General features: G+C 45.7%; 17 protein-coding genes. 6 read left to right on the forward strand and 11 right to left on the reverse strand.

Annotation, left to right across the window (positions count from 1 at the left end; translation table 11 throughout):
• The first annotated feature begins 411 nt into the window (after positions 1-411).
• Positions 412-2,127: a BCCT family transporter gene (locus H4O21_RS18035; protein WP_182810276.1), complete on the forward strand. Its 1,716-nt coding sequence runs from the start codon at positions 412-414 to the stop codon at positions 2,125-2,127.
• Between the two features lie 221 nt (positions 2,128-2,348).
• A complete protein-coding gene (locus H4O21_RS18040; RefSeq protein WP_182810277.1) occupies positions 2,349-3,269 on the forward strand; it encodes a LysR substrate-binding domain-containing protein in 921 nt (306 codons plus the stop codon).
• Positions 3,270-3,334: 65 nt separating this feature from the next.
• Here the strand turns inward: H4O21_RS18040 and H4O21_RS18045 are convergent, their stop codons facing one another.
• The gene (locus tag H4O21_RS18045; protein ID WP_182810278.1) at positions 3,335-4,009 is read right to left on the reverse strand and encodes a YiaD family glycine zipper/OmpA-like lipoprotein; all 675 of its coding nucleotides are present in this window, start codon (positions 4,007-4,009) and stop codon (positions 3,335-3,337) included.
• Positions 4,010-4,151: 142 nt separating this feature from the next.
• On the opposite strand from H4O21_RS18045, the gene H4O21_RS18050 reads away from it, so the two are divergent.
• Together H4O21_RS18050 and H4O21_RS18055 are read left to right on the forward strand one after the other, a co-directional pair.
• Positions 4,152-4,472, forward strand: a complete 321-nt coding sequence (locus H4O21_RS18050; RefSeq protein ID WP_182810279.1) for a SixA phosphatase family protein — start codon at positions 4,152-4,154, stop codon at positions 4,470-4,472.
• Positions 4,469-4,693: a hypothetical protein gene (locus H4O21_RS18055; RefSeq protein ID WP_182810280.1), complete on the forward strand. Its 225-nt coding sequence runs from the start codon at positions 4,469-4,471 to the stop codon at positions 4,691-4,693. Before H4O21_RS18050 ends, H4O21_RS18055 begins: the two co-directional genes overlap by 4 nt.
• Before the next feature lie 41 nt (positions 4,694-4,734).
• On the opposite strand, the gene H4O21_RS18060 is transcribed toward H4O21_RS18055, so the two are convergent.
• From H4O21_RS18060 to H4O21_RS18070, 3 genes are all read right to left on the reverse strand, one after another.
• On the reverse strand, positions 4,735-6,672 hold the full coding sequence (locus tag H4O21_RS18060; protein WP_182810281.1) for a coiled-coil domain-containing protein: 1,938 nt from the start codon (positions 6,670-6,672) through the stop codon (positions 4,735-4,737).
• 96 nt (positions 6,673-6,768) lie between these two features.
• Positions 6,769-7,653: a LysR family transcriptional regulator gene (locus H4O21_RS18065; RefSeq protein WP_182810282.1), complete on the reverse strand. Its 885-nt coding sequence runs from the start codon at positions 7,651-7,653 to the stop codon at positions 6,769-6,771.
• 109 nt (positions 7,654-7,762) lie between these two features.
• Positions 7,763-8,392 (reverse strand): FecR family protein, encoded by a 630-nt coding sequence (locus tag H4O21_RS18070; protein ID WP_182810283.1) that lies wholly within the window; start codon positions 8,390-8,392, stop codon positions 7,763-7,765.
• 179 nt (positions 8,393-8,571) lie between these two features.
• Here H4O21_RS18070 and H4O21_RS18075 point away from each other — a divergent pair, with 179 nt between their 5' ends.
• The gene (locus H4O21_RS18075; RefSeq protein ID WP_182810284.1) at positions 8,572-9,030 is read left to right on the forward strand and encodes a hypothetical protein; all 459 of its coding nucleotides are present in this window, start codon (positions 8,572-8,574) and stop codon (positions 9,028-9,030) included.
• Between the two features lie 312 nt (positions 9,031-9,342).
• Here H4O21_RS18075 and H4O21_RS18080 read toward each other — a convergent pair whose 3' ends face one another.
• The 5 genes from H4O21_RS18080 to pspA all read right to left on the reverse strand — a co-directional run bounded on the left by H4O21_RS18080 (position 9,343) and on the right by pspA (position 13,149).
• On the reverse strand, positions 9,343-10,128 hold the full coding sequence (locus tag H4O21_RS18080) for a PP2C family protein-serine/threonine phosphatase (protein ID WP_220495725.1): 786 nt from the start codon (positions 10,126-10,128) through the stop codon (positions 9,343-9,345).
• A gap of 432 nt (positions 10,129-10,560) precedes the next feature.
• Complete coding sequence (locus H4O21_RS18085; RefSeq protein ID WP_182810285.1) at positions 10,561-11,535, reverse strand: alpha/beta hydrolase family protein; 975 nt, start codon at positions 11,533-11,535, stop codon at positions 10,561-10,563.
• Positions 11,536-11,756: 221 nt separating this feature from the next.
• The gene (locus H4O21_RS18090; protein WP_182810286.1) at positions 11,757-12,206 is read right to left on the reverse strand and encodes a PspC domain-containing protein; all 450 of its coding nucleotides are present in this window, start codon (positions 12,204-12,206) and stop codon (positions 11,757-11,759) included.
• Entirely contained in the window at positions 12,206-12,475 is a 270-nt protein-coding gene (pspB, locus tag H4O21_RS18095) for an envelope stress response membrane protein PspB (protein WP_182810287.1), read from the reverse strand. Before pspB ends, H4O21_RS18090 begins: the two co-directional genes overlap by 1 nt.
• A 2-nt stretch (positions 12,476-12,477) precedes the next feature.
• The gene (pspA, locus tag H4O21_RS18100; RefSeq protein WP_182810288.1) at positions 12,478-13,149 is read right to left on the reverse strand and encodes a phage shock protein PspA; all 672 of its coding nucleotides are present in this window, start codon (positions 13,147-13,149) and stop codon (positions 12,478-12,480) included.
• A 261-nt stretch (positions 13,150-13,410) separates the two neighbouring features.
• Between pspA and pspF the strand changes: the two genes are divergently transcribed.
• Positions 13,411-14,520 carry a phage shock protein operon transcriptional activator gene (gene pspF, locus H4O21_RS18105; protein WP_182810289.1) on the forward strand — a complete coding sequence of 370 codons (1,110 nt, stop codon included), beginning with the start codon at positions 13,411-13,413 and terminating at the stop codon, positions 14,518-14,520.
• A gap of 217 nt (positions 14,521-14,737) precedes the next feature.
• Here pspF and H4O21_RS18110 read toward each other — a convergent pair whose 3' ends face one another.
• Both H4O21_RS18110 and H4O21_RS18115 read right to left on the reverse strand, forming a co-directional pair.
• Positions 14,738-15,781, reverse strand: coding sequence for a 2Fe-2S iron-sulfur cluster-binding protein (locus H4O21_RS18110; RefSeq protein WP_182810290.1), 1,044 nt, complete (start codon positions 15,779-15,781; stop codon positions 14,738-14,740).
• Positions 15,782-15,978: 197 nt separating this feature from the next.
• On the reverse strand, positions 15,979-17,004 hold the full coding sequence (locus H4O21_RS18115; protein ID WP_182810291.1) for a hypothetical protein: 1,026 nt from the start codon (positions 17,002-17,004) through the stop codon (positions 15,979-15,981).
• Positions 17,005-17,616: the final 612 nt, after the last annotated feature.

A 17,616-nucleotide genomic window follows, 5' to 3' on the forward strand; every position in this document is an offset into this window, starting at 1 on the left:
AGTTGCCCCCACCCATGATAAATACTCATTAATATACGGCCGAAAAGTCGTTTGATGCAGATCATTGTTTTTCAGATTATTTCCCTTGCCGTAAGGCTGAAGAGTATCTGAAACGGACATGCTCACATATTTGTCTCTTCCCTGACCTGAACCAGGTAACGGAAGCATACGAATGCGTGAAGCCTTGTATTCAGATCAATAACAATTAAACGTGGTTTCCGGCTTTAAGCATAAGCGCTGTGATTTTTATACGGCATTACGATTTACAGCTCCTGCCACATAACAAACACGACCTCAAAGCTTGTCAGCACAGATTAATACCTGCGCCTGTCTGATAGCGTATATCAGGTAACAGGTAAATAAAAAATCAGCTACAAGTGCCTATCGATATAATAAAAAGGATACTGATAGATGAATAAGAATAACGGTCTGTTCGAAGGAATAGACCCCACTTTAACCCTGATTTCAAAAATCCTCGTGATTGGATTTGTTGTGGTCTGTGGTGTACTGGCAGATAAAGCCGGAGCGCTGTTCACGGATATTTCGGGAGATATTCTGCACCGGTTTAAATGGTTTTACCTGGCCATGGCCACCGGTGTACTGCTTTTTATGGGTTATCTGATGATGAGCCGCTTTGGCAATATCAAACTGGGCAAAGATGACGAAGCGCCAGAGTTCAGTCTGGGTTCCTGGTTATCCATGCTGTTCAGTGCCGGTATGGGCATAGGTCTGTTGTTCTGGTCCGTAGCTGAGCCTATGTGGCATTATGCAGGCAATCCGTTTTCCTCTGAAGGTATGAGTATTGAATCAGCTGAAACCTCCATGCGTATTAGCTACTTCCACTGGGGATTGCATCCCTGGGCCCTGTACATAACAGTAGCATTGGGGCTGGCTTACATGTCTTACCGGAAAGGCCGCCCATTGACCATTCGAGCCACACTGGAACCGCTATTCGGTAAACGACGCATGCAGGGCTGGCTGGGGCAGATTATTGATATTATGGTGGTATCGATTACCGCTTTTGGTATCGCGACCTCATTTGGCCTCGGTGTCGAACAGATGAGTACCGGTATCGAGAAGCTGTTCAATGTCGAAGTCAGCCTGGGTACTCAGATCATTCTGATCTTTGCAATTTCTCTGATTGCCATTATGTCGGTCATGTCCGGCGTCGGTCGCGGGGTGCGTCTGTTATCTATTGGTAATGTCTGGCTGTCAGCCCTGCTTCTGGTCGGCGTAATGCTCTTTGGTCCGACTCGCTATATTCTGCACACCTGGCTGGAAGGCACCGCAGATTACAGCCAGAATATTATCGGCTTAAGCCTGTGGAGTGATGCCCAGGAAGATTCCCAATGGCAAAACTGGTGGACCGCATTCTATTGGGCGTGGTGGCTAACCTGGGCGCCATTTGTCGGTATGTTTATTGCCCGAATATCCCGCGGTCGTACTATTCGTGAATTGATTGTCGGTGCATTAATCGCACCTACTCTGATTACCTTCCTGTGGATGGCAGCCTTTGGCGGCTCTGCGCTGAAATACGAACACGAAGACCGTACAGCTCATCAGGCTCAGGTCACGGAGCAACAGCTGACAGGAGAAGCTGCAGAGTTTAAAGGTGGTGCCATTCTTCAAGCAACAAAAGCCGATTCCACTCAGGCGATTTTTACACTGTTTGATGAGATTGAGGCCCGTTCTGGTGCATCAGTAAGTTATATACTGAGTGCTCTGGCTACGATCCTTCTGGTTACTTATTTTGTGACCTCTGCAGACTCAGGCACTCTGGTACTGTGTACCCTGACGTCCCGTGGCAGTCTGGAACCGCCGCAGGCCAGTCGTATTGCCTGGGGACTGGTAATCGGTGCGATTGCTGCGGGCTTACTGTGGGCCGGTGGCCTGAAAACGGTACAAACCGCAACCATCTGCGCCGCTCTTCCTGCTGCCTTACTCGTGGTTTTAATGGCTATCTCGATCCATAAAGCAATGCAGACCGAAGCCATTGCACAGGTCAATATAGCTCAGGCACTGACACAAATTGCAGAGTATCAGAACTCAACATCAGCTAACCCTGTGTCGCAAAAAGACAGATCCCCACAGAAGTCTGAGCAAGCGGAGTCAGCAGAACTGGTTTAAGCTGAACGCAAAACCAGCATTTTCATAGCAAACAACGCTGTATTGCCCGATGTTCTTAGCTGGTAGTATCAAATTTTTTTGTTTCGCTGAGCATTGTTTATCTTTGCTTTAGTTCTGAAAAATAATAATTAAGAAGCCGTAATCCGGGCTTTAGTCTCTGGTTACGGCTTTTCCTGTTTTGACCGTACAGGCCATCCGGGCCACTGCATTGAGGTTTAGCAATGCGTATCAAACCTTTACCACCACTCAACAGCCTGGTGGCTTTTGAGGCCGCCGCCCGTTATCTCAGTTTTACCCGTGCAGCCGATGAACTGAATGTGACTCAGGGAGCCATCAGTCGCCAGGTTCGCCACCTGGAAGATTATCTTGGAAGAGCTCTGTTTATCCGTGATAAACGAGCACTATTATTAACCGATACCGGGACAGAATATTACGAACATGTACAACAGTCACTGTTACAACTAGCCAGTGCGACCGGGGATGTACTGCAATGGCAGGGCGAAAAGCAAGTAACAGTGGTAACAACTAATGCGATGGCATCTTATTGGCTATTGCCTCGGTTTAATCAATTTCAGGAAGAGTATCCGGATATTGATCTGCGTATCATTGCCCTTGATTCATTACGGCACCTGCGCCATAACGAATTCGACCTGGCTCTGTTTTATTGCCATCAGGAACCTGACACACTCACAGCGACACCTCTGTTCAGCGAAAATGTATTTCCCGTATGCAGTCCAGGATATTTAGAAAAAAATCCACAGATCAGCAACCCGGAACAGCTACATACAGGCACCTTGTTATCACTGGAGGTCAAAGAATACTGGCTGAACTGGCGGGATTGGTTTGATGGCTGTAGTCTGCCATTTCCTGGTGAAAGTACACGGCGTCTGAAGATGAACAGCTATTTACTAGTCATTCAGGCCGCTCTGAACGGTCAGGGAATTGCTCTGGCCTGGGCCAACCTGGTGGACGGGTATCTGGCCAGTGGATTGCTGGTTCGACCGGTCGATAAAAGTCTGACCACTCAATCTCAATTTTATATGTTAGAGCCTCCAGGGTTATTCCGTCCTAAACCCGGAGTAGAAATTGTCCGTAACTGGCTAAAATCTCACGCAACCCCCGAGCAAATGACAGGATATTAAGCGATTTACATAAAGAATCTGGCACTCAACCGTGCCAGGTTCTTTATTACAGAAGTTCGCAAAAATCACTGCGGCGGCGGATTAACCAGGTAAATCTCAACCCTTCGGTTCTGCGCCCTGCCCTCTGCTGTGCTATTTGATGCCAGAGGCAGATCAAATGCATAACCTGTCATACTGATACGCTGCATTGCTATACCCTGCCTCCCCAGAGCGATACCAACTTTTTCTGCTCGCTGCAGAGACAAGCGCTCATTCAGCTTACGTGATCCGGTATTATCTGTGTGGCCATTAACACGAGCGGTAACGGCTGAAAACTCCTGCAGAACCAGAGCAACGGCTTCAATAGTGTCCTGAGCCTGAGGCTTAAGTGTGGCCTCATTTTTATCAAAGGTGATACTGTTTGGCATCACCAGGCGAATATTATCGCCTTCCCGGATAACTCTGACGCCCTGGCTTTCCAGTTTGTTTCTCAGCTTAGCTTCTGTCTGATCGGCGTTATATCCAATACCGGTTCCGGCCAGGCCGCCAGCCATACCCAGAGCTATAGCCCGATTTCGTCTTTCTTTACTGTTATCCCCTGTTGCCAGTCCGACCAGCACACCGACTCCAGCCCCGATCAGGCCGCCTTTAGTTGCATTTGATGTCTGTTGTTCACCGGTATAAGGGTTGGTCGTTTCACAACCGGATATGATCAGGGATGAAGCCAGAATCAGTGCTATCCCCCGATATTTAAGCGCCATGTTTCGCTCCTGTTACTGTGTTATCGGCGAAAGATCTGTTCATTATCGCCGATAGGCCTGATACTCGTCACGGGCTTTCATGTTAGGGAATGTCGAATCATTGCATGAATTCAGGTACATCCATACATACCGTAACAAAACTATGCTAACCTTATGGCTGATAATTGACCGGGATGTCGGTAACTTTATGAAAAAACTACACCTCATACGCCATGCTAAATCCAGCTGGGCAGATCCGGAATTAAAAGATAAGCAACGACCTCTGAATAAAAGAGGCATCAAAGCCTGCGGAGTCATGGCAAGGCCTATTCTGATGGCAGCCAGTGAACTGGATACTATTTTTTGCAGTCCTGCTGTCCGTACTCAACAAACCATAGAGCTGATTGATAAGAATCTGAAAAAAATAAGCTTCACTGGCAGCTGGATAATCGCCTGTACACCTTTGACCCGGAGGAATTATTGATCTGGTGCCAGCAATTAAACGATACACTGGAAGAGGTGACAGTTATTGCCCACAACCCGGCATTAACGGATCTGGTCAACTGGCTGACAGACTGCAAGCTGGATAATATCCCGACGTGTGCTTATGTCCAGCTTGGATTCGATGGTGACAGCTGGCAGGATTTATCTGAGAGTAGCTGTGAACTGCTGGCCTTACTTAAACCTAAAATGTATACAGCATAAGTGATAACCAGCCTCCCACACCCAACACTATTCACCTCAAATCAGAGTACAGTCCTTCTTGCTTCAATCAATGCCAGATACCATTCCCTCTTTGGCGCGACGACCACAGGAGGACGCAGGTTCAGATAGCTGACATTGCGCTCCCGGTTACTGGAATACTGATTGATCAGGTTCAGTCTTGATTCCCTGGCATGGTAGTTATCCCGCAAAAAAGCGATGGCCTCTTCGCTGAGTTCCACCCGGTAATGTTTTACCAGAGCCAGAGCCAGACGCTCTGCAGCACCAGAAAAATCATGTCGTTTTTCAACAGCCATCGCGGCCCCCATCGCAGCTTTAGTCGCTGCACTCATGCCTGGCTCAATATCATTCATATAAGTAGCATAGGTGCTGTAAATAGCCCTTTGAATCTCAGGACGGCTCAGGTGAATATGAGGTTCCAGCGCCAGGGCAATTTCAATCGCCAGCTGTTTAGCCATTTCAGGTGTAATATGGTCATCAGGTAATTCTGAGCTGGCAACACGGCCTCGTAATGATTTTTGTCGTGCTTTACTCTGGTCTTCTGTAGTCAACTTATTGTCTACCAGAAAACGATATAATTTTTCGCAGACATCCGCTTTATCCTTATCATCAAGAGAAATCTCTTTTTCTTTAACTCTAAGACCCCGTTGCCCTGAATTAATCTGCAATTTTTCCTCTTGCACGGAAAAGCGTGAAATAAACTTCTCCCAGCGATCAGATGTTTTCAGTAACTGGGCATGTTTTCTACCAATCTGTTCATACGCTCTACGAATCTCTTTCCATAGAGAGATCGCATCTGAAAGAATATCGGCCTGTTGGTGCACCCAAAGGCTATCTGGTTTCTTCCGCTGCTTACGGGTTCTGATACAGTACTCTCTCAGATCAGCCGCTTTTTCATCAATAAACTCTTCTGCCAGTTCAACCAGCAGATCTGCTGACTGATTAAGTTGTAACAGTTCAATGCTTTTTGCATCAGGCTCTTTACGTTCAGTTTTCTGCTTATTAATGTAGCTGGCCAGTGCACGGATACGACTGAGCCCCCGAGCCTGAGCAATACGGTATTCACTGCGTACTGTTTCCATATTATCCAGCGCATTAGCCAGCTCCCAGCGACCTTTATAATCAAACACCAGCATAGGTATCTTCCGGCCACAAAGCAGCTCAAAAGCCAGAACGATCATCTCCTCAACATCTTCATGGGTCATCAGCAGATCGTTTTCTTCTTCAATCGCCGCAAAAATACGCTCAATAAAGTTTTCCTGGCGCGGCATACCACTTTTCAAATCCGGGCTATCGCCTTGTAATCGGGTCCTGAGGATCGGAATCGCATCAGGCTCAATATGTTCCAGCTCAATCATGACATGGCGAATCAGAAAACGTTGATTGTCTGTCAGATCATCAATCCTTCGATCCATCCCCACTTGTCGGTAGATTTCAATCTGACTGAGAAGACGGGCAAAAGCTTTGTTGCCCGTGAGATCAAAAACCGCCTGTTTCAGGGATTCCGGGTCAAGATCTACTTTCTGCAACAGAATACGGGCAACATAGCGCGCTCTTTGTTCCGCTGACAGAGGGTGAGTTGCAAGATCCAGTGTTTGCCAGCGTAATTCAGGGAGTTGTTCCAGTACCAGTGAGATCTGCTTTTTCTGCTGCTCTATTTTAGGAACCTGTGTCAGCTTGTAGGTTAACTGGGCAACAATACCTGCAACACCAGTAATCACGGTATAAACGAAAAAAAAGACCAGGTTTTCCTGAGTAGGTGCTTTATTGTATCCCAGCAGATAACTGATTTGCGCGGCAAAAAGAGTAACAGGACCTGCTGTCCATGCCAGAGAGAACAGAGATATTCCCCAGGGCACGGTAGTAACCGCTTCACTGATTTGCCTGATCTGGCGGTTACCTTCTTTTTGTATGCTGACACGTGTTGTTGCTGAGCCGGAGTGACGTCTGAAAAAATCCATCTGTTGCCTGAGTGAAGTAAAATACGGAGTCTAAGGCTATGATCTTATGACATCAATATCTGCCAGGAAAAATATAAAGCGCTACGCTTTAAAAACTCAGGCAGAACAAGCCAGCTCAGATTCTGAACAGCTCAATAACCAGTTTTTATGATATTGGCTGCAGATACCTGCCATTCTTGCTGAACCAAAAGCCTGATGAGGTGCCGTTGATAGTGCAAGAACCACATCTACAGCCGGTAAGGGTGGCAGATCAGTATGAGTGATCGTCATCAATTCATTTTCAGCACTGGATCTGGCCATAGCAGTAATGCCTTTATGTTTAAGCACAAGGCTCTTAATCGCTGTGGCACTGGCTGAAGAAGCTATCAGCTGATAGGCCCTCCCTTGTCGTTCCAGACCATCAATGGCTGTACTGTGGAACTGGCAGTCCGGTTCATACAGAATCAGGGGCAATCGCTCACGGGTTAACAGGGTATCATCCCCTCCCCAGGCCCAGACACCAGTATCATTGCGCAACAGATATCCTTCTTCTTTTTCCGGAGAACGGGTCAGAATAGCCATATCTATTTCGCATAGGTCCAGCTTCTTACGCAACTCTGCACTGCAGTCACAGTGGATACGAATACTTTGTTCTGGCTGACTAGTGAGGATCAGTTCAACAATATCAGGCAGAATAGACTGAGCGTAATCATCCGGACAACCAATAATAAGAGGTGGCAGTTGCTCCTGTTTTTTCAGCTCAGCCAGAGCCTCATCATGCATCGCCAGAATGCGGCGAGCATAACTGACCAGAAGCTGACCATCATCTGTTAGCGCCAGATTTCGTCCTTTGCGAACAAATAAGGATTGCCCGGTCTCTTCTTCCAGCTTTTTCATCTGCATGCTGATTGCGCTTTGTGTACGAAAGGTTTGTCGGGCAGCCCGGGTAAAACTGCCGGTATCGACAAAGGCAATAAAGCTTCTGAGCGCATCAATATCCATAAGATGATTTCCTGTATCCCATTTATCAATGATGTCGGATTATGCCACGTCAGGAAACACTCTGCTGATTCCAACAGAATTGTACTGCACCAGATACGCAATAACTCAGTTATTCATCACCTTCCAGTGCAGTTGTCGCAATCGCTCTTTGCAGCTTACTTTCAGGCCAGCTTTTGACCGCCCCCGGAGCTTGCCCTGCTTTAACGGTTGTCCCCTGACCGGCCTGAGTCAGTTCAACCTGACCATCAGCATTTCTGATATAAACGCCTTTACCGGAAATCATGGTCACATCCAGAGCGTCAGAGAAAATAAAGCCACCCCAGAAATCGGTTCCTCGTATACCCATAGTAGCTACCGAGGTCTCCACTTCGAATACCGGTTTTTTCTGCAAACCTATCGCACCTGTAACAGCCCGGAATGCGCCTTCTGCCAGCTTGAACTTCACATCAGACGTACTCTTTTCAGCATTGTATTGATAACGTTTAATACTGAACCGGGTGCCTTCAGCCAGTGTAATTCGGGTGTTATCACGCAAACGGAATCTGATTTTACCGCCTTTTGGAGTAATAAGCTGATCACCGGTCTGGATCAGGGTATCGGGCCTGACGGGCAAAACCTGTTCTCCTCGCTGAATGCTGGCACTTCCTTGTACCGCACTGATATTTCCAATGGTTTCAGCAATAACAGATGAACTGAATATAAATATTATTAAAGGGAGAAAAAGAGCTGCTTTGTTCATGATAGAGTCCATTAACCTAATGAAAACAGATACATTTTTTTACAGAATAGTCTGTTTTTGGTCGCCGTATAAGAGGAAAGTCAGCTACCTTTTTATATAAGACATTCTTTGTCTTGCTATGAACTGAATACTGCAACTCAGGGTTGAGTTACGTCTGAAGAACCACAGGAGATGTAACGATGCTTAAATGGCTCAGTCTTGTGTATATCGGTGTTTGCCTGTTCAACCTGCTATTTTCCCTTACCGCATTGTCAGCTGCACTTGAAGTATCCGGATCAATCGGTGAACAATTGAGCACATTGTGGAATAAAATGGTGTTCAGCTTCAGCATTGCGCCTCAGTATGCTGAATTGTCTTATTTTATCCGCGATATACAGTGGGCCTGTCTGATGGGAGCTATTTTCCTTTTCTGCCTGATAGGCAATTTATGGAATAAGCGCTGGGCCTGCCGAATGACCAGATTATTTATCTGTCTGTTTCCCGCAGTGCTGATGGCTGTGCTATATCACGGTAAAGGGTTTATGGGCACTGAATTTCTGTTTGAATATCAGAGAACAATTTTTGAGCTATTACTCAGCTTTCTGGCAGTTATGATTATCATCCCGTATATCTCTCTGGCTCCCAGCCGCAAGCTTTGAATCAGTTCAGAGGGGGACAACAGAGAGATAGCCTCTCTATAGGGCATGCCTTTTCCTGTTTCCAGTTAATACCAATAACCCCTGGCAAACAAGAATCGATTACAATAAAAATGGCTTTATAAAGCTATATTTAATCAAAAGAATAAATCCCTCGAAGGTAACTCAAGAGAGAGCTGGATAATATCATTTATCCACTTAAGATCAAAATCGGAAAATGATTTAACTTTAAATCTTAAATCCCAATAAAAAAAAGAACATTGTGAACGAATAAGCAAAGTAGCTAATACTGACCACCGGGTCTGATAACCGGCCTCAGTCATTCCACTCAACTGTAAACCCTACCATAGAGTAGTCATCTATTGGAATATTTCGCTCTATTCTACGCAGAAAATTTGTACAGAATTTTGACACACTACGCATAGTATTAGGAGAAAACTGGGGGCGTTTCTCCCAGAAATGATAGGCACCATCACTCATCAGATATATTGATAGCTGATTATCATCCAGTTCCAGCTCATCTTTCGGAATAAAGGTTTCCTCTACTTTAAAGGTAATTTTTCGCGATATGGCATTAGTAATCGCACTTTTTCTTACCATTCTTTCTATTTCATCTTTCGAGTATATATTTTCATCAAGTAATTGCTGATAATGAGTATGGTCTTTTGTTATTTGCTTCAGCTTATTACCACTTTTAATATAAACCCGACAATCACCGACATGACCAACAGTCAACCCCTTATCATTAATATGACACACTGTCAGAGTGGTTGAAGCGTTTTCAAAATCATTATTAATATCGAATAAAGAACACACTCTTCTATAAGCAGAGCTGAAGACAGACTCTATTTCTACCTGATCCATTTCAGAAGCCAGTTCATCCACACATGAAATAGCAGCACTGGATGCTTCCTTTGCCCCCTTATATGAGCCTACGCCATCAGCAATTGCTACAACATAGCCGTCTTTTGTTCGTTTGGGGGACAGGAAAAAGTCTTCATTGCTTTTTTTAAAACTTTTTGGAAAAGAAAATGCAGATGTTTCTAAAATCCGTATCACAATATCATCTCCGGTACACTCCTTTTTCAGTATGCTCATCATACTTCACTCCCCTGTATTCCGACCAGTCAGAACATGCAATAAAACAATTTATGCAGCAGGCTTACAAAAAGCCTGAAACTATCAGCTGCATCAAGAATAAAAAAGCATAACGACTAACACCCCATCGAAGAAACAATCCATAGTACTTTGGGCTTTCTATTCAAATGGCCATATTGTTCAGGCGTCCATAAGACAAGGAAATCTGATATACCTGATCAATTCTTTCACACAGCCATCCATAGGTCATATAGGCAGAGAAAAAAATTCCCCCTGACCAATTAAATTGACTCACCAAAAGTCTGTAACAGCATGACAATGACCGTCTCGCTAATACTACTCCACTCCAGAAATATCCTCTACTACACTCTATTACACCCATATAACCATATGTTTTTAAAAGAAAAATAGACGCTAAACTTTTAAATAAGAATTCTATTTTAAATATTTTTTCAGAAAGCTATCACATCGGGCGGGCAGGTTCTGATGAAATACAACCCGGTCAAAACCATCAGGATCATAAGCCACATCAGCTATTTTAGCTCTCAACATGTCGGGTAAAGGGCTGATAAAGGCATAATGCCCGGCCCCCGAAACCCGTTCATAGCGGATACTTTCACCCTGAGGCCAGTTATCCTTAATAATCCCGGCATGAAAGCCCTCAGGTAGTAATTCATCGTGCTCTGATAGCATCAGAAGTACCGGAACATTCAGTTTATTCAATGCCCCCTCATTCTGAAAAACAATGCCTACCGGAGCCATCAGAATCAGTGCCTTAATCCGTTTATCGGGTACTCCGGGTATCACAGCTCTTTCTTTAAATGCAGGTGCAGATAGATCCCCCGGTTTTTTCTGGCAGAATACAGCATTGTCTTCCGGGTGTTGATCACATAGCCCTGTCAGCCTATTCAGATCTGCTTCACCGCCAGCAACAGACAGAGCGGTATAGCCACCGGCAGAATGGCCTATTACTGCAACAGTATCAGGTTTAAGGGAAGATGATATTGCACTATTGCCATACAGGTGATCCATCACGACTCGCAGATGTTCTGGTCTTTGCTGCCAGTTCAGGTCTGTCCCTTCTGCACTGTTATCCATGAAATTATTCTGCGGATGCATCACTGCAGCAACCACATACCCTTGTCTGGCCAGATGCAGAGCAATACTTCTGTGTCCGAGAGGGCCGCCCCCTGAACCATGAGAAATAAGCACTAATGGAAACTTCCCGGGACTAATATCAGCATCCGGAGCAACCTGAATATTGTAAGGGCCAATATCAATGGACATTTCCGCTTGTTCACTGGGGTAAAATAATAAAACCGGGACCGGCTGATCTTTATTTTCAACCATGATGCGCTTCATGGCAGCGTTAAAGTATCCGGCTTCAGAGCGGGCTGAAATCATAAGCATAATCAGCCCCATAAGCATAATAAAAGCAGTGACAGATGAAGAGTTTGCCGGAACCATTGTTATATTCCTCTTAAATTCAGCGTGATTAAGATTCTGTTCTGACATGTTGCAATTCCCTTTTAATAACCCGGTAATCAGAATTCAGGCAAAGTGAGGTCCGGGCCGATTAAAACTCAATCGGCCATGACCTGATGCTTAACATGAAATATTCGAAGGCTGGATCAGGAGCGTTTCAGTTCCTGATCAATCTGAAACTTGCGTGAGGTCACATAGGTTTCCATTGACTGAAGACGACCATCCAGATCCTTCAGTCTTGATGCCAGATCTTTTACCTGGCTACCAGGTGTTTTCTGATAATTAAATACCGTTTCTTTCATTCCGGAGTGATGTCTCCGGGCCGAATGGGCATGACCTCCATGACTATGGGAGCGATCAGTACGCTCGTAGTCTTCAATAACTTTATCTCTTCTATCCAGTAAAAAAATAGCCAGAATATAAGCGAGAATAACGAAACTTCCCGTCACAATAAAAAGTGCAAAAGCGCCCAGCCTTACCAGCCAGACTGGCCAGTTCATATTCTCTGCAATTCCACCACATACTCCTGCTATCCAGCGATTTCTGTCGCTGCGATACAGATCCATGTTGTAACCCTGATGCTTGTTTTTAAACATTATTCACTCCTTGCCGATGCGGTTCCTGAAGAACCCGAACGTCGGGTTCTCCAGTTTGAGTGATCCGCATCAAGAATGGCTTCTAACGTTTCAATTCGATCTTCCAGTTTTTCAACGACGTCCAGGGCTTCAACCAGCGCCTGGCGATCCTGAGCAGAAAGACCACGGGACTGCCTTGATTTGCTGATGTAGTGCAAAATCAGCCAGAGCGGTAACACCAACCCCATAAAAATGACAGCAGGAACAAAAAAGAACACCATTCCGGACATAGTTACTCACCTGAGTTTTGTTTCTCCATTCTGGCCTTCAGTTCAGCCAGAGCTTTGTCTACCTTATCGTTCCGAGCCAGATCGTCAATCTCACTGGCAAGATCTTTACTGCCCAGATCATAACTTTCCACTTCTGCTTCCAGATCATCCATACGACGCTCGTACTGATCGAACTTAGCAAAAGCATCATCCAGTTTTTCGCGACTGAAGCGACGACGCATATCCAGGCGAGAACGTGCACTCTGCTCACGGGCTACCAGAGATTTTTGCTTCGCTTTGGCATCATCCAGCTTACGCTGCAGAAGTGTAATCTCATTATTCAGCTCATCCAGATGCAGATTGATCTGTTCAAGCTCTTCAGCCGTCTGCTGAGCCATCTCTGCAACGGTTGCATGTTCAGCCAGTGCTGCCCGTGCCAGATCTTCACGTCCTTTAGAAAGCGCCATTCCAGCTTTGCTTTCCCATTCCGCAGCCTCTTTCTGCAGATTCTCTAACTTACGCTCTGTACTTTTACGATCCGCAATCACTTTAGCGGACGCAGTGCGTACTTCCACCAGTGTTTCCTGCATCTCCTGAATCATCATGCGAATCATCTTCTGAGGATCTTCAGCACGATCCAGCAGGGCTGTAATATTGGCGTTTACAATATCCTGAAAGCGAGAAAAAATACCCATAGTGTCACTCCTGTTTCATAACAGATCTTGAAGATAACCTTTGCTGAAGCGGAAAATTCAGCGCTCAGCAAACTGATTACTCATTAACTTGTTTGCTTAACTCTATACATTGCTATTTGCGTGCCAAAAACCAGAAAACAGCATAACTCTTTGATACAAAAGGTTTTTAATATTTTTTGGTGATTTTACATGGGTTTTAATACTGGTTAAAAAAGCTATAAAATAGCTTTATAAACTATAAAATGATCAGGAAGTTATTTAATGAGCAGCATGAAACAGCAAATGATCGGTGAGTCATCAGCCCTCATGGATATGATGGAGCACACTGAAAAACTGGCTCTGCTGAATAAGCCCATTCTGGTACTGGGTGAACGAGGCAGTGGTAAGGAGCTGGTAGCCGAACGCCTTCATTATCTGTCTGACAGATGGGATGCTCCTTTTATTAAGCTGAACTGCGCCAGCATGAGCGAAACACTGCTTGAATCCGAGCTGTTCGGCCACGAAAGCGGGGCCTTCACCGGAGCCAGTCGTCAGCATAAAGGCCGTTTTGAACGCGCAGATAGTGGCACCCTGTTTCTGGATGAACTGGGCACCTGCTCCAGCCGGGTTCAGGAGAAATTGCTCAGAGTGATTGAATACGGCGAGCTGGAACGGGTAGGCGGCCATAAAACGATACAGGTCGATGTACGCTTAATCGGAGCCACTAATGCAGACCTGAAAACAATGGCAGAGAAAGGAGAATTCAGGGCTGACCTGCTTGATCGGTTAGCCTTTGATGTTGTCCATATACCGCCATTACGTGCCAGAGATAATGACCTGATCCTACTGGCTAATCACTTTGCAATCATGATGTGCAATGAACTGGAAAGACCCTTTTTCCCTGGGTTTACACAACAAGCGATTGAAACACTCAGTCATTACCACTGGCCAGGCAATGTACGAGAATTAAAGAACGTGATTGAGCGGAGTATTTATCGCTGGGAAGACCCGGAACAGGAAGTTGACCATATCATCATAGATCCTTTTGTCAGTCCCTGGCCATCAGCTGAAAATACCGTCCGAACAATAACCCAGGAAGCTACAGACTTAAGAGGCTCCCCATCAGATCAGGATGACAGTAAACCGGACGCACCCTCTCCTCTCAGCCACGATACAAGTCAAAGCGGGATACAAAAACGGGACTTTCATAGCCAGATTACCAGTATGGAAAAACAGCTGGTAGAAGAAGCCCTGATCAGAAACCACTTCAATCAGCAAATAACAGCGGAATACTTGCAACTCAGCTACCACCAGCTAAGAGCCCAGCTTCGGAAACATAATATGCTGCCACTGAAAGAATATCTCAGGAAAAACAACCTGCATCAGGATTAAACCTGATCTGCAGGTGATTGACAAAAGGGAAGACCGATAACCACGGGATAGTACCAGGATAAATACGGGGCAGACTGAAAGCATTAATGGCAACATGAATAGCTGATAACGGGTTCAGCCTGACCACATTGCCATTGAAGCCAGCACTGAACCCATAAAAACCACCAGACAACCAGCTGCCAGAATGGGGGCTTCCTTTATTCTGACATACAGCACTTTACACCAGACGCCCGCTTTCTGGTGCAACAGGTAATGCCTGATCAAAGAAACCTTCGCTGTGAATCATCTCATCCTGAGCCCCCAGTTTACGGACAGCTTCAGCACAGGCTTCCACAAACTCAGGACTACCGGCAATATAGATAGAATGCCGGGACAGATCTTTATACAGATCCCCCAGAATCGCTGGGATACGGCCGTGATGATAGCCCTCTTTTTCTTCCTGCGTCAGCGTCGGAATAAATTTGAAACGACGATGTTTCTTATTCCAGAACTCTAACAGACCACGGCAGTAAATATCTTCTTCTTTTTTACCAGAGAACAACAGGTGCACCTGCTGTTTAAAACCCCGTCTCAGAGCTGCATCGGTCAGTCCCAGAATAGGGGCCAGCCCAGTTCCTGCGACCAGACACAATACAGGACCATCAGTACTCGGATCACCGATAAAGGTTCCGTACGGGCCTGACATATTCAGCATACTACCCGGAAACAGGCTGTCATGAATCCAGTTACTGGTTTCACCATCGGGCACACGGGTAATCTGCAGTACAATTTCGCCATCATTCGTTGGCGCGTTGGCAATAGAGTAACAGCGGGCAGTAATCTGACGATCAGTATCGTTAATCATGACATACTGGCCAGGCCAGTAACGCATCTGATTACCTATCGGACGCACACGTAATTCGATAATACGAGGGGTACGCTCAATGCGATCAGTCACAACACAGCGAATATTTTCAGTTGGCGGGAACAGCCTGGGCTGGGCATCTTCAGTACCCCACTCAATTTCCAGCTCTTCTGTCAGAGGTTTGGCCATGCACATCAGACCATAACCTTCTTCGCGCTCCGCCGGAGACAGAGCCATATCCAGTACCATACCCTGGTCAAACTCACCCCGGGTAACTTTTACTTTACACTCGCCACAGGCACCGGCACGACAGTTGTTCTGCAGAGCGTAACCCGCTCGCTCAAGGGTTTCCAGTACCGTCTCGCCCCGGCTGTATTCAACGGCTTTACCTGACGGTGATAGAAGAATGATTCCCATGGGTCTCTCCTGAGTCTCTGTTGCTGGCTCGTTGCACAACTCTGAATGGGTAGTTTTTATTATGTATTGCAGTTTCAGATGATATTCAGAGCAGGGCTGGTCAACGGGCCTGTATCAATTCGGATAAATTTTCACATATTTCAGATAGCAACAAACCAGAGACACCGGAGCGTCTCTGGTTTATACCGCTCAATCCATCAGAAGATTGGGATAATGTCCGCAGCGTCCAGATCTTCCTGAGTCACTTCCTGACCAGAAATACCTACTTCAGGAATAGCCGGGAATGGAGTGTCATACTTATCCAGCACAGCCTTCAGGTTCAGCATAGCGCTGCGCCAGTTTTCCTTCTTATCTTCATAAGTAGGAATACCAAAGCCTGCTTCACGAGCAATCGCTTCTGCTTCACGCTGGGTAGCAATAAAATCTTCTGGCAGATCCCAGAACTCTTCTGGCGGCTCAAACAGCACCGCAGACAGGAACAGGTAACCGGCACGGATCTGCTTGGTGATGACACTGCGATCTTCCTGAGACAGATTCGGGTAATCACGCTCCATCAGCGCCAGGCAGATTGCCATGTGACGACCTTCGTCACGGCCGATGTTTTTGAATGCTTCAGTGAAAACCAGCTCTTCACAGCTCTGGGACATCTGCTTAAAGATAGTCGCAGCAGCGATCTCACCCATCAGGAAGGAGCTGAACAGTACGGCCAGGCTGTACTTAGGTACTGCTTGCTTGTAACCGTTCCAGTAACGACCACCGTTGTAGTACAGCCATGCAGCATTACGCTTAAGGCGCTTACCCAGATCTGTTTTTGGCTCATATTCCAGAGGGCTACTGCATTCCAGCAGTTTGGTGATAACCAGACCACACATCTGCTCATGGTTCTGCTCATCGCGGGTTACAGAGAAGAAGCAGCGACGGATTGCGTCTTCTTCGTGGTCTTCATAAGTCTTGATAAAGGCTTCTGCAAATACCGGAGGAGCAGATGCATCAAATACAGACAGCAGAGTCCACCAGTACGCCATGGCTTCACGCTCTTCCCATGAGTAGCTGGATGGATCGAACGTATCCCATGGCAGATCTTTCGGGTTCCACGCTTCACGCAGAGAAGCATCCCAGATCTCTTCCGCTTTGGAAGACTTAGTTTCCCAGCTCAGTGGATAAACATTCGGCTGTGGCGTTGCTGGCGGCATGTCCATGGTATGTGCAATTTTATCGTGCATCGTTATCAACCTCGTCAAGCTATTTTTTTATTGTTGGAGTGACTTTGTGTTTCTCACAATATTAAAGCGACACAAAAAAGTAAACATAACCATTTAAATTTGTGTCGCTTTAATTGATCAAAATCAATTATATATCCTGACACCTGGCTTGCTTTTAATGATACTTATTTATTTTTCAAGACTTATATCATATAGCCAGCCAACTAAAATCTAAAAACAGATACGCTAATTATTTTTTTACATTAATTTTCGTATCTTTTTAAAGCAAGAATGATATTTATGAGCACATGTATAAGTCGCGGTTATAAAGCAACCTGAAAAACGACTAATCCGCTTCACTTTTCGATGACACTGTTCGTAAGCCTGCGACTTCAGATTAGCTATTGCAGATATGGATAACGTTTAAGGTCAAAGATGATATGACTGATGAATCGGCTAATTTACCTGCCAGCAGCCTGTCTTTCTCTCTGAAATAAAGCTCGTACTTTATGCGGAGAAGCGCTCTGGAAAGAAAAACAGGCTCCTCGACGTTAGGTGTGGATTCCTGTTTGAGAGTTGTAGCAAAATAAGCACTTTTTTCAGAGAGGATAAATCATGGACGGCAATCAGATT

This window comes from Oceanospirillum sediminis, from assembly GCF_014164585.1.
In the GTDB taxonomy this organism is placed as follows: domain Bacteria; phylum Pseudomonadota; class Gammaproteobacteria; order Pseudomonadales; family Halomonadaceae; genus Oceanospirillum; species Oceanospirillum sediminis.